The sequence below is a fragment of the Martinezella sp. CNPSo 3959 genome (assembly GCF_057784355.1).
Genome location: NZ_JBXSOV010000005.1, coordinates 1 through 11,945 on the forward strand (window position 1 = coordinate 1; position 11,945 = coordinate 11,945).

The 11,945-nt window shown below is 53.5% G+C and carries 12 protein-coding genes and 1 pseudogene; 5 read left to right on the top strand and 8 right to left on the bottom strand.

The features are described from left to right. Positions 1 to 14: 14 nt before the first annotated feature. Positions 15 to 1,382, top strand: a pseudogene (gene tig / locus AC13RE_RS13985) (trigger factor); the annotation flags it as partial. A gap of 449 nt (positions 1,383 to 1,831) precedes the next feature. On the opposite strand, the gene AC13RE_RS13990 reads toward tig, so the two are convergent. The 5 genes from AC13RE_RS13990 to AC13RE_RS14010 form a co-directional block, all read right to left on the bottom strand. Beyond that, a complete protein-coding gene (locus AC13RE_RS13990) occupies positions 1,832 to 2,332 on the bottom strand; it encodes a Rab family GTPase (protein WP_488563357.1) in 501 nt (166 codons plus the stop codon). Beyond that, positions 2,329 to 4,125 (bottom strand): OmpA family protein, encoded by a 1,797-nt coding sequence (locus tag AC13RE_RS13995; protein WP_488563358.1) that lies wholly within the window; start codon positions 4,123 to 4,125, stop codon positions 2,329 to 2,331. Before AC13RE_RS13995 ends, AC13RE_RS13990 begins: the two co-directional genes overlap by 4 nt. A gap of 1 nt (position 4,126) precedes the next feature. After that, complete coding sequence (locus tag AC13RE_RS14000) at positions 4,127 to 4,480, bottom strand: hypothetical protein (protein ID WP_488563359.1); 354 nt, start codon at positions 4,478 to 4,480, stop codon at positions 4,127 to 4,129. A 137-nt stretch (positions 4,481 to 4,617) separates the two neighbouring features. Next, the gene (locus tag AC13RE_RS14005) at positions 4,618 to 5,283 is read right to left on the bottom strand and encodes a response regulator transcription factor (RefSeq protein WP_488563360.1); all 666 of its coding nucleotides are present in this window, start codon (positions 5,281 to 5,283) and stop codon (positions 4,618 to 4,620) included. Then, on the bottom strand, positions 5,267 to 6,385 hold the full coding sequence (locus AC13RE_RS14010) for a sensor histidine kinase (protein ID WP_488563361.1): 1,119 nt from the start codon (positions 6,383 to 6,385) through the stop codon (positions 5,267 to 5,269). The genes AC13RE_RS14005 and AC13RE_RS14010 overlap by 17 nt, the downstream gene beginning before the upstream one ends. 394 nt (positions 6,386 to 6,779) lie before the next feature. Here AC13RE_RS14010 and AC13RE_RS14015 point away from each other — a divergent pair, with 394 nt between their 5' ends. Then, on the top strand, positions 6,780 to 7,121 hold the full coding sequence (locus AC13RE_RS14015) for a DUF2853 family protein (RefSeq protein WP_132721160.1): 342 nt from the start codon (positions 6,780 to 6,782) through the stop codon (positions 7,119 to 7,121). Positions 7,122 to 7,169: 48 nt separating this feature from the next. Here the strand turns inward: AC13RE_RS14015 and AC13RE_RS14020 are convergent, their stop codons facing one another. After that, a complete protein-coding gene (locus AC13RE_RS14020) occupies positions 7,170 to 7,466 on the bottom strand; it encodes a hypothetical protein (protein ID WP_488563362.1) in 297 nt (98 codons plus the stop codon). Between the two features lie 164 nt (positions 7,467 to 7,630). Here AC13RE_RS14020 and AC13RE_RS14025 point away from each other — a divergent pair, with 164 nt between their 5' ends. From AC13RE_RS14025 to AC13RE_RS14035, 3 genes are all read left to right on the top strand, one after another. Then, positions 7,631 to 7,867: a hypothetical protein gene (locus AC13RE_RS14025; protein WP_132721164.1), complete on the top strand. Its 237-nt coding sequence runs from the start codon at positions 7,631 to 7,633 to the stop codon at positions 7,865 to 7,867. A gap of 247 nt (positions 7,868 to 8,114) precedes the next feature. Next, positions 8,115 to 8,516 (top strand): MucR family transcriptional regulator, encoded by a 402-nt coding sequence (locus AC13RE_RS14030; RefSeq protein ID WP_132721166.1) that lies wholly within the window; start codon positions 8,115 to 8,117, stop codon positions 8,514 to 8,516. Positions 8,517 to 8,828: 312 nt separating this feature from the next. Beyond that, positions 8,829 to 9,767 carry a helix-turn-helix domain-containing protein gene (locus AC13RE_RS14035; protein WP_132721168.1) on the top strand — a complete coding sequence of 313 codons (939 nt, stop codon included), beginning with the start codon at positions 8,829 to 8,831 and terminating at the stop codon, positions 9,765 to 9,767. Positions 9,768 to 10,091: 324 nt separating this feature from the next. Here AC13RE_RS14035 and AC13RE_RS14040 read toward each other — a convergent pair whose 3' ends face one another. Both AC13RE_RS14040 and AC13RE_RS14045 read right to left on the bottom strand, forming a co-directional pair. After that, positions 10,092 to 10,313 (bottom strand): hypothetical protein, encoded by a 222-nt coding sequence (locus AC13RE_RS14040; protein WP_488563363.1) that lies wholly within the window; start codon positions 10,311 to 10,313, stop codon positions 10,092 to 10,094. A 585-nt stretch (positions 10,314 to 10,898) separates the two neighbouring features. Beyond that, positions 10,899 to 11,885, bottom strand: coding sequence for a helix-turn-helix transcriptional regulator (locus AC13RE_RS14045; protein WP_488563364.1), 987 nt, complete (start codon positions 11,883 to 11,885; stop codon positions 10,899 to 10,901). Positions 11,886 to 11,945: the final 60 nt, after the last annotated feature.

Below are 11,945 nucleotides of genomic sequence, written 5' to 3' on the forward strand. Positions count from 1 at the left end.
AGACCACGACGAGCTTGGGCAATCTCCCTGCCGGTGTCGTTGGCAATCCGGCTGGCAATGCTGCCCCTAAGGTTGCCTCCGGACCTGTCAAGGCAGGCTCGGTCGGCTCGCCTGTAGCCGGTGATCCCGCCACTGGTTCCTCAAGCGGCGCGATCAACCAGACCACGACCAGCTTGGGCAGTCTCCCTGCCAGCGTGCTTGGCTATCCGGCCGGCAGTGCTCCTAAGGTTGCCATCGGAGCTGCCAAGGCAGGTTCACCCACCGACCCAATTTGCGTTGTCGCTGACAACGCACATAGCTCGGCGGTTCATGAACTCGCCTCGGAATCAAGTCAACTGAATCGTGCAGTGATGCCATCGGTGGATATAAAGGACCTGGCAAAGATCAAGGTGACACGTCCCGTCTACGACGTGCCACAGGCCGAGATCGATGCACAAGTCAAGCGGCTTGCCGAAGCAGCTCGCATCTACAAGTCCAAAGCCGGTAAAGCAGCCAGTGGAGACCGCATCACTGTCGATTATGTCGGCAAGCTTAGTGGCCCCCTTTCTGGTGGTACGGGTACCAATCAGCTAGTGGTGCTCGGCTCGAAGAATTTCATGCCGGACTTCGAGAACCAGCTGGTCGGAGCCAAGGCTGGTGATGCAAAGAAAGTCACCGTGACCTTCCCGAAGGACTATCGAGTTTCATATCTGGCCGGCCAAAAAGCGACCTTCGACGTCAATGTCAAGGACGTGGCCAAGCCTGAAAAACTCGAAATCAGCGACGCAACTGCTAAGGCTCTCGGCTTCGAGTCGCTGAAGCGGTTGAATGAGACGGCACGTAGCCAGATCGAAAGGCAGTTCGCTCCGGTTACGCGCCAAAAAGTGAAGCAGCAGTTGCTTGAGCAGCTCGTGACTTCTTATAAGCTCGACGCACCTTCGCAGCTTGTACAGGTTGAGTTCAACACGATCTGGGCACAAGTTGGTCGCGATCTCAAAGCGTCGGGAAAGACCTTCGCTGATAAAGGTACGACCGAGGAAAAGGCACGTGCTGAGTATATGCAACTCGCCGAACGGCGCATCCGTCTAGGGCTGATCCTCGTAGCGATCGGCAATAAGGCTGGCATCTCCGTTTCGGACGAGGATTTGCAACGTGGCTTGGTCGAGCAGATTCGCCTCCTGCCGGCTAATCAGCAGCAGCAGGTGCTTGCGCGCTATGGCTCTGATCCCGCCATGTTGCAGGCGCTGCGCGAATCGGTGTTCGAAGACAAGGTGATTAGCTACATTCTCAGCCAAATCTCCATCACCGACAAGAAGGTAAGCAAGGAGGCGCTGATGGCTGCGAACGTGCCACTCGATACCCCAGCTAAGGTGAAGCTCGCCAATAAGGCTACCATCAAGAAAGACTGATAGAATAGCTGGCTCAATTGCTTATAAAGGCCGCCTTCGGGCGGCCTTTTTTTGTAAGCGACACGCTGAGCGGGGCGGCGGCAAGCGCGGCCGTTCAGGCGTCATCGTTCCTCCCGGGCTCAGCGTCGCCGTCACTTGACTGGATGTAGTCCACCTCAGCGAAATTTTCTCCCTGGCCGTTCCCACCGCTCGCGCTGGGATCTGGAATCGTCGACCTATCTCAGCAGGGCGGCTCTAGACGTGGGGAAGAGGCTAGGGAGCGATGGGGTAGCAACCTAGCCGCGGCCACAACGTCATCGCTGCGTCCGTCAAAGAGCTCACGATGGAAACTCCAGATGCCATCTTAGAGCGGTTCAGCTTTTCGCGGAATCTCCGAGCCGCTCTATCTCTTTGTTTTCACGCAATTCCGACGGGAAACGGCTACGCACTTTTCCTGAAATTGCTTAGAATTGCCGACGACGTATCGTCTCCGCCAGCTCGGCAAAGGCTTCGGTAATTCCGCTGCCGGTTTTGGCACTCACCAATTTGACGTTTGGCTGCGCGAGCCCTTCAAGCGGTGCAGTCCCACCCGCGAGATCGATCTTGTTCACAAGGGCTTTGTAGGGTCTCCCCGGGAAGCGCGACTCGAAGTTGCTGGCTAACTCGTTCATGTGTGTAACCGTCTGGGGGCGCGTAGCATCCGACACTATAATCGCGGCGGAAGCGCCGGCTACGTAAACGGTATCGAAGATGCGCGTGCCGAAATCGCCATCCGTGTCCCAAAGCACCAGGCGTACCGGTTCACCTTCGCCAACCGTCGGTGCCGGGACATCGTAACTGAGAACCTCTACGCCGAGCGTTGTCTTGTATTGCCCGTCGAAGCGATCATGCACCAGCCGATACAAGATCGACGTCTTGCCAACACCCATATCCCCCAGCAGCATTACCTTTTTTGTGAGCATCATTGCGCAGGTTCAGTTTGAAATACGTTCTCGAAAGTGACTCGGCGATTTGCACTGCCGCCTGCATTCATTTTGTCAGAAATTGGCATTGCCGCCGAGCGGGAAACAACGAATAATCGCTCAGGCGCGATACCCAGGGCTTTCAATCTTTCCATCACTGCCTCAGCCCGCTTACCGGCGAGCGCCTTGTTACTTTGCTCCGATCCGCTCTCGTCGGCATAGCCGACGATCCGGATCCTCAGATCGTTGCCCGCAAGCAATTCCGCTAATAGCGAAACTTGTTGGGCGGCTTCTTCGGGATTGGCAAATTCGCTACCTCGCCCAAAAAAGATCGCGGTTCTAGCCATGAAGCGATCGAGCCGCTGGGCAGGAGAGTCGACAATGGTCTGCAGTGCCGCAAATTGCTGATTTCTGGACGTCGCTTCGGCTACAGTCGCGGTACGCGCTTCCTCGATACTTCTTTGCAAGCGAGATTGCAGATCGGCATATTGCTTGCTCAGGTTTGCATATTGCTGATCTTTGGATTCTGCAGCCGCGGTGGCTGCAGCGCGCATTTCCTCGTTGCTCGCCCGCAACCGATCGAGAGCCTCCTTGAGGGCCGCAACATCGGCATGCAACGTCGCAGACTGTTCCAGCCCGGGCACTATGCCCATTCGGTTAATGACCGTGTATGGGGCAGCCGCCTTGGCCAGAGCGTCGACGACGGGGACGGGATCCAAGCTGCTCGGTTCAATGCCGGAAATCGCGAGGCTGCGATTGGCGTGGTCGAATTGCAGCTGCAATGGAAACGACGCCAGCAGTGGCTGCTGCTCGACAAGCTCCTGCAAAGCCGCGTTGGTTCGATGCTCCAGACTCGTCCGGGTCACGAAGCCTGCGGCTAGCCAAACGAAGAGCATAACGGCGAGGGCGGCAACCGTCAGCAGGATCACCTTCCCGTTGGGACTCGTCTTTTTGTCAGGCTGAAGATCGGACTCAATGGCCGCCGCAAACGGGGCAAGCTTTGCAGCATCGCTGTCCGCACCGTTATTGATATTTTCGATCTCGTTGAAGAAAAGCGTACTGATCCGAGCTTCGTCGGCGGGACGTAGAAGGCCGGTGCATTCCGCCGCGAGGATGAAGCGCGGTGACGCGCTGAGCATGATTTCTCTTCCGCCAAAGTCGAGCTTCTGCAGATTGCCTTCGCCAGCCAGAGCGTGAACGGAAAACTCCAATATTGCCGCGACCATTGCACTCAGCAGATCCGCGCGCTCGTCGTGGGTTCCCTCCGGTGTCCATTCCGCCACGAGGCGCCCGGCGCCACGTTCGATCAGCAGCAGTCGGCTTACACGTGGCGGATTGGAATTTGCCAGCACGAATTCGCTGATCGGACGACCAGTCACTAGCGACTTGGCGCGTCCAATCCAAAGCTCCATTGAGGTTAGAGTGTTAAGACGCTGCTCCAGAAATGCAAGGAGCTGTTTGAAGGCGTTCGCTACCGCCGCGCTTACCATCCGCCCGGTAATGGGGTAAAGCGCTTCGACCATCATATCGCGCGAATTCGCAATTTCGCTCCTAATGGCGGAAACAACGGAGGGCGCGATGGCATTCGCAAGGTCGCGGGGGCGGTTAACTTCCGCCCGCTCTAGGGCCGCTACCAATATGTCGGCGGTTGCCGCCTCAAGACGGTCGGCGCCTCCAAGATACTGTTGCAGAAAATTGACATCCGCCTCCAAGGTATCGAGGCGGGCCTCTTCTGATTGGAAGAGCAATGTCTTGAGCCGCTCGATCTCACTGTTATGGCCGATGTTACGGGCCATGCTATCTTCCTGTGCTGCCGGATCCCAGCCTGCTGATCGTCGCGCCGAGTTCCGAGATCGCCGCCCCGACATCTCGATGCGAAGCGAGACGGTTCTCTTCTGTCGTCCGCTCGAGCTGCTGCAGCTTTTCACTCACCGATGCCAGCTCTTTTGAAAATTCCGCCTGAAGCTGCTGGATGACGGCCTGCATCTCTTCGCGCAAACTCGCCAAACGGCTCTCGATGGATCGCTGCGCTCCACCAAACAGGAGATCACGAACCTGATCGATCGTCGCTTCGGCGTTTGCCATCATTTCCTCCGCGCCGGCTGAAGCGGCACCATTCAAACGCTTGTCATTCTGTTCGCTTCTCGCCATGAGTACCCTCGTGATTTTATTTTCCCCGATTGAAGCTGCCGCGATTCAATCAATGCTAATCTAATATAAAAAGATAACTAATCCCAGCATAGTCAATTTGTAAAAACTGGCACGTGAAAAACAGCACTAAATTTCAGTTAATTTATTGTTTTCACAGCTAATTCAGTCCTGTTTCGAACGCCGCACTTATCTAGGATTGTGCTCACGTAATTCTTCACCGTTCCTTCCGCAAGATGCAGTTGTGTGCCGATCTCGCGATTGCTCTTGCCCGCGATAACGAGGCCGAGAATCGCATTCTCACGTTCCGTCAAAGTACCGCGAGCGGGCAAATTTGTCGGGTGGTTCCGTGGTCGCAGCCGCTTAAACTCATCGAGAATGCGTGCGGCCACGCTCGGCGAAAGCATTGCGCGGCCCTCTACCACTGCTCGGATCGTTGTCGAGATTTCGTCGATTTTCGCGTCTTTCAACAGGTATGCTTTCGCGCCGGCGCTGACCGCCTCAAAAATCAGGTCGTCGGTCTCGAACGTGGTCAAGACAACGATATTGACATTCGGAAACTCGCGCAGAATCCGGCGCGTTGCTCCGATGCCATCGATCCGGGGCATCTGCAGATCCATCAAAATGACATCGGGCCTGTATCGGCGCGCAAATTCGATCGCCTGCTCGCCGTCCGCCGCCCCGCCCACGATATCGAAATCGTCGTTCTGCTGGGCAAGGAGCGTGATAAGCCCCTCTCTGATCAAAGTCTGATCCTCAGCGATCAGCACGCGCAGCTTTTCCGTTACTTCAGCTTCTGCCGTCATTCTCTCCATCCCATGGTATTTCCACGCTGGCACCCGCGAGGCTGCTTGACGGTTGCGTCGTTGAGGAGAGGGTTGCGGGCAATGATATTCGCACCAGCGTACCCTTTCCGCGTTCGCTTTCCACAATGCAACTCCCTTTAGCAAGCGCCGCAAACTCGGCCATTCCGATCAATCCGAAATGCTCCGGCTTGGGAACCGCTGGATCAAATCCGGCGCCATCGTCGCGGATATCAATAACGAGCTTTTTGCCTTCTGCATCAGCCTCCATGGCCGCACGAAACTGAACATGGCGTGCTTTCGCATGCAGTTCGATATTGTGCAGCGCCTCATGCATGATGCGCTGAACCGTCGATCCGTGACGATGGAGCTCAGTCCGCACCTCATCATCGATATCGGCGGATATATCGATGCCGGTCTGTCTTGCGAAATCAGACAGTATGCTCTCGATGCCAGGCGCCAGCTCGAATTCGTCTGGCATCCGCAAACGGGCAATGGCGTTGCGCGCGCCGGCCAAGCCGCTGATAGCTGCCTGTTCCGCGATCGCAAGACTGTCAGCCAGGCGAGTGGGATCGGTCTCCAGAAAGTGTTGGGTCAGCCGGATTTGGGTCAGAAGCGCAACAATAGAATGGGCAAGAGTGTCGTGAAGATCGCGTGCGAGGCGAAGCCGGGTGCGCGCTATTGAAGCAAAGTGTACTTCCGAACTGGCGGCTTCGAGTTGCTGTTCTATCAGCCGTCGGCTGCGACGTTCGCTTTCGAGGAGGGTTTCGATTTCGCGAGCGGCAAAATCGGGTGTCACGACTACCACATAATGCAGTCGATCCTTATGCCAAAGGATAACTGCCGTCAGAGGCTGATCCAGTCCAGATGAAGCGTCACGCACCCGCGAAAAGGTGATGACACCCCGTCGCCCTTCGGCCAGCGCGAGCAATTCTGCTTCCATCCCCACCAACAGCATGCATTGGCAGCCATCTTCTCCAACTGCAGGAAGCCACTCGACCAGGCGCCCGAACTTGCGCTTAATCGTCCTGTCAGCCCCGATAATGGCAAGTCCGATGACATCGGCTTCGGCAGCCGACACTAACTCAGCTGTAAGGTCAATCATTCGTCCCCAAATCTGTGTGCAGATGGAAATTCAATACCTTAGGCAAATTTTGAGTTCGCTGCAAGCGACTATGACTTTCGTCACTATCGATTCTGACCTTCGCCATATGTGCACATTCTTGAAAGTGTCTAGGCTCGCAATTACTCATCTGCCCGCTGGGAGTTGCGCAATTTGATTCATGGCAAAAACAGAGTCTCTTCCGGCATGGCAGCTTGTCAAGGAGTAGAATCGCTCCATCGCATTCAGGCAATCAATGAAGGCATAAGCAATTCAGTAACAAACCACCGGAAGATGTAGCTAGAGCTTTCTGCGTTGGTGGGCGTCTGACAAGTGGCAGAAACGGGAAGACGTTCACAGCGCAGCTGTACCAATACTCGTTTGAGGAGGCATGAATATGGCTAAGTGGGATGAATTGATCGCAAAATATGCAGATGACCTGACGGGAAAGTGCGGCATATCGGTAGATATGGATCTGCTTGCAAAAGTGACCAAGGGTTGCGGCCCGGCGATCTATAATAGTGACGCGGCCATTGTCTCAGCCACTGACAAGGAAGAGATGGAGCGAATTAAAACGAATTTTCTCACGAAGAAACTCGGGCTGGTGCCCGATGCTGGAATGGAAGCAGGTATTGAAGCGGTGGTCGAGCAATATGGCCGCTCCAACCGCCACAAATACCGTGCTGTCTTCTACTATCTGTTGGTAAAGCACTTCGGGCGTGAGAGCGCCTATTCCTAGTCGCGTGGCGATGCCATCTCGCCACCCTTATAGGGAGAAAACTGCTTTCTAAGGATGTGCAATTGCCGATTTCGCTGTCGGTTTCTTCTCTTTACCTGCCGTCGCTGACCTTAAAGGACCTTGCAACAGCGGGTAGGTGAGAAAGCAGTTCCACTGCGGCATTTCAACAACGCCGTGGTCATTTTTTGATTTCGCCTTGATCTTCTTTGCGTTGGTCAAGGCGGTGGCGGTCCAGTCGGCATACGAGGTGCTGGCTGGGCCGACTACACGGACTAACCCATATCTCCGGCAGCTCCAGCTTCTCGTGGCATGCTGCAAATAGCGCGCAGCAATGTTGATACCCATTATATGCCGTTCAATGGTGAGAAATGAGGATGAGAAACAAGCCATCAATCGAAGAGATCAGTTCGAACAGTGTGTACGAAGCACGCTGGCTGCTTACGCCTATTCTTGCATTGGCTCTTATTGTCGCTGCCGTTGGCATTTTTGGATGATCTTTGGAATCATTGATGAAGAAGAATTCTACGGTGCGGGCTAAGATCAATCACCCAAGCAAAGATCCGTCGGAACCAGGATACGAGGACGAATGTGAATTCGCTCTGGAACCCTCTGTTTCCATGCTTGTTGATGAGGCTGTTGCTGCTGGTTGGCAGCTGCGCTATGTCGTATGCGCCGTCATCTTGGTGGCTGCCCAGCGCTTCTCCGAAGCTGAAGAAAAAGATGGGCTAGAGCACCTTCATTCCTGACTTATATTTGACCAGCAACAAAGTGTGTTCAGACTAGATTTGTGATCATCAATACTATTGCGATTTTTATCTATAATTCAAATCCAACATCAATGCGAAAGAGGCAGAAAGTATTGAAAAAGGGGAGATCCATTTGATGTATTTAGGAGCAAGTGTCACGAGCGTGAAGACCACTTAGATCTTTCTGCTTTAAGAAACACTGAAAAACCATACCCATGACCCGTTCACTTCATTAGCGAGAATTCCGTTGTCTGAAACTTATCCTCGACTGCTTGAACTCACCCGCAACGTCGTCTGTTCGTTCGTCGCGAATAATTTCATTGCGCACGACGAGATTCCCGATCTCATTGAAGCGGTCCATATAAGTTTGGCAGACATCATGGGTGCTGAAACCGCTAATGCAATTCCTAAAGAGCAAAAACCCGCCGTCCCAATCATCCATTCCGTAACGCCGGACTACATTATTTGCCTGGAGGACGGTCAAAAATTTAAATCGCTGCGTCGCCATCTCCGTGTCAAGTTTAACCTGAGCCCTGAACAATATCGCGCCAAATGGGGATTACCCCGCGACTATCCCTTAGTCGCACCTAACTATGCCGTCGTACGATCAAGAATTGCCAAGCAGACCGTGTCAGAGCTCACCTCATAACGGAATCTTCGTCCCATTGAAGATGCTCAACGGGGATCTCCTACTTCAATGCACCATATCTTCTGCGGCATGACGGCGGTTGCACCAACCGGTATCCGAGATGACCTTCGTCATGCCTAGCAATGACCTACGGCAGATATCGTACCGTCTCGACCGATGACAGACTGTTCCTTGTCGAAAGGTGATGACAGCGCTCGAGAAGAAAAGAGCTGCGGTTCTTGCTGAGTAGAAAGTCCGCGCTTCCGCTTATCTCACAGAATAGAAGCGCTATGCGGGAATGCCAAGGTTGACCAATCGGGATGGGCAACGATCATGACATGTGAGCATCAGATAATTTCCTTAGCCGACGGCGAATTTCCGGTAAAAGAGTTGCATGGCATGGGTCTTCTGGAGACCTGCCAGACATTGGGGACAAGTGCTGGTCGCAATTGGAAAAATATTTACGTTTCGACGCAGATCGAAGCTCCTTACGAAAGCTTTTTTCGGGCGAGCCCGCACCTCTTCGTGGGCTTGGTGCGATCGGGATCTGCAAAGATAACTTTTAACGTCAGTGGGGAAGAGGGAAGTACAAACCTGCGATCAGGCCAGGCACTCATCGTTCCACCTGGTAAGAGCTTCAAAATAAATCTAGGCGGTTATATCCATACAACGCATATCTACATCAGAAACTCCTTTCTGAATGAGGTCGTAGCCGAGATATACCAACGCGACCTAACATCGGTTGCCTTCAATACCGAAGAAATGATTCAGGATTCCTTGCTGGAGGGCTTGATCACCGCCATCAGCGATGCGGTGGAATTCGACCCTCGGCTGTCTGGCAGTTATGCGGAACATTTTGCCCGCGCGTTTTCCTGTCATATCCTCCATCGCTATTCCACATTGGGACCATTGCGCGAAGGGCCCGAGATCGTCATGAAACCTGGAGGAAGGCGCTTTGCCCATTTTCGGGCATTGATCGAGACGCACCTAAATCAGAAATTGTCCTTGGCCGACATGGCCGCCGGCACTGGAATGACTACGGGACATTTCGTACGGGTTTTCAAGGAATCGACCGGTATGACACCTCATCAGTATCTGCTGAACTGCAGGGTGGAGCGTGCAAGGCATCTTTTGGTCAGAACATCGCTACCAATTGTTCAGATTGCATCCGAATGCGGCTTTGCCGATCACGTGCATCTTACCAGGGTGTTCTCAAAGATGGTGGGACAACCGCCGGCGACGTTCCGCAAGACGATCGTGAACAGAGAATAGATCAAAGGTAATGGCAATAAGCGGCGCTGCAACGGCGCCGCTTTTATCGTGATGTCAATGATCGAAAGCTCGGTGAAGCATGTCGACAGCAGCATTGGATCTGGCTGTTTCGGTTTCAATGCTTCGGACGACGTTCATCCGTTTTGGAATCCAAGTTCTCTGCCCGACTATCTGGTCGGGCTGAACGCAGCGAGTCTCTTTACCTTGTAGCTAACCTCTAACACGGCTGGTTTAGACTTCGTGTTAGCGAAAACGTCCTGGGTTGGATTGCATCGAGGTAAAATGCTCATAATCATGGCATGTATCCTCGCCGGCGGCACGCGATTACATAGCAGCTGGCGTGTTGCAGCATTGATCGTCATTGATGACGGACGCAGCGATCATGGGGCCGCCGAGCGGACCTATGCCGTTCACTGTGACGGTGTCGCCGGGATGCACGGTGAAAGCGATCGAGCCCCTCAATTTTTGAGGCAGGCGGACCTGCGTGCCATCGATCAAGAGGAGACCGTCGATGTCGCCTCCAAGAGTGAACGTATATCGTGCCACCGTTCCATGGGTTATTGGCCGATGTAAATTGGAAGGTATTCTCGCAAGTACCCGCCGACTTCCCTGCCGCTCCGATCGGTATGCTTCTGCACGAAAACAGATAGCTGCGGCCGCGATTTGCATTGCGAGGGTCATAATGAAGGGGAATACGGCTATAAGCATAACAAAGCCTCCCACGTCGAAGAGTGCCAATTCGGCTTAATAAATCCTCTACCGGAATAAACTCCGATGTCTTTTAGACTACGATATCTCGGGAAATGCTGACACCTGACGAAAGTCAATATCGATAGTGACGAAGGGAACAAGCTTAGCTTTGCTATACGTGCGGCAGATATTTCTCAAAGAAAATCGAAATTATAATTTCGATCCGTGAGATCGCTCCAAGTTATATTTAATGGCGCCGAGCTTGGACCTGCCGTATTCATCATGCATCCTTGAAGAACGTTGCAGCAGTCGGTGTTGATTTGCGCTGAGAGCTGATGGAGTTGTCTAATCACGGCGGGGGGCTCTTTCCGACATCACCGTGATTTTCGCAACAGAGCCCTTATTGTTCGTATCCTCGACGAGCTGAGGACGCAACGGGTGCTATTCGGTCCTTCGGGTATGCGACGGTAAGCAGCCGAAAGTCTTTTTATATTCTCTTGAAAAGCGCCCGAGATGTGTAAAACCCCATTTCTTTGCCACTGCTGCAATAGAAATGGTTAGATCGTGGTTGAGTAGATCGCGATGGGCCGCCTGCATGCGCAGATTGGCTAGGTAATCCATGGGAGTTGTCATCCGAAAATCTCTAAAGCCCCGCTGAAGGGAGCGCACGCTGACCTGGCTGGCCGCGGCAATATCATTGATCGAAATGGGGCGTGAAAGATTGGATTGAATAAAGTCCATTGCTTTCTTGACATGTCGTGGCGCCGGCGCTGTGGCCGTCTTCTTCAGTTCGGCCGAGTAGCGATGTGGAACGGTTTCGAGTATGAGGCTGGTCACCGAGTTAAGAATGTTGGACTGGGTGAGGGGTGCGAGACCCAGTGTGGCATCACGGGCTAATCCCTCAAATGTCAACCCGACCAGATTACGCAGCAGTTGGCCAGGTCCCGATGCGAGATTGATCTCAGGAAGGAAGTCGAGGCGACCGTCAATCGGAACTTCCAGAATACTGGTGAGGTGATTGATGACCATCGTTCGATCAAGCATGACCACGAGATGCCGGCGCAATCCGTTGATGCTGACGTCGCAATGCGGCTCGCCGTCGTGTATGTGCGCATGCGAAGGACCCGAGCAGTAGTTTTGCTTATTTATGTCGATGTGCGCACCGCCATGAAGGGGAATGAACACAATGAATTTGCCGCAATCGGCTTGACGACTTAGTTTAAATTGACCGTCGTATTCGCAAGACCCAAACGATATCATGCCGGCCGACACAAATTCGCACCGGAAAGAAATTGGCCCTATAGACTGAGCTTTAACCAGTATGGGCGAAGTGGGTGTGGAAAGGGCATTTGACAAACTTTCGATATCATTCCCCGTATAAAAACGGACATCGGCGACAGGGGGTGGCCACTTACCTGATGATTGCATACTTGCTCCGTGTTTTAGTTGCCGGTCCTTGAGCGAAGTCTGTCGTCGGTAATTCAAAAC

What these genes read in the sequence shown, in the direction of transcription:
- AC13RE_RS13990 (WP_488563357.1), bottom strand. Translation starts at nt 2,332, where the DNA reads ATGATGCTCACAAAAAAGGTAATGCTGCTGGGGGATATGGGTGTTGGC.
- AC13RE_RS13995 (WP_488563358.1), bottom strand. Translation starts at nt 4,125, where the DNA reads ATGGCCCGTAACATCGGCCATAACAGTGAGATCGAGCGGCTCAAGACA.
- AC13RE_RS14000 (WP_488563359.1), bottom strand. Translation starts at nt 4,480, where the DNA reads ATGGCGAGAAGCGAACAGAATGACAAGCGTTTGAATGGTGCCGCTTCA.
- AC13RE_RS14005 (WP_488563360.1), bottom strand. Translation starts at nt 5,283, where the DNA reads ATGACGGCAGAAGCTGAAGTAACGGAAAAGCTGCGCGTGCTGATCGCT.
- AC13RE_RS14010 (WP_488563361.1), bottom strand. Translation starts at nt 6,385, where the DNA reads ATGATTGACCTTACAGCTGAGTTAGTGTCGGCTGCCGAAGCCGATGTC.
- AC13RE_RS14015 (WP_132721160.1), top strand. Translation starts at nt 6,780, where the DNA reads ATGGCTAAGTGGGATGAATTGATCGCAAAATATGCAGATGACCTGACG.
- AC13RE_RS14020 (WP_488563362.1), bottom strand. Translation starts at nt 7,466, where the DNA reads ATGGGTATCAACATTGCTGCGCGCTATTTGCAGCATGCCACGAGAAGC.
- AC13RE_RS14025 (WP_132721164.1), top strand. Translation starts at nt 7,631, where the DNA reads ATGAAGAAGAATTCTACGGTGCGGGCTAAGATCAATCACCCAAGCAAA.
- AC13RE_RS14035 (WP_132721168.1), top strand. Translation starts at nt 8,829, where the DNA reads ATGACATGTGAGCATCAGATAATTTCCTTAGCCGACGGCGAATTTCCG.
- AC13RE_RS14045 (WP_488563364.1), bottom strand. Translation starts at nt 11,885, where the DNA reads ATGCAATCATCAGGTAAGTGGCCACCCCCTGTCGCCGATGTCCGTTTT.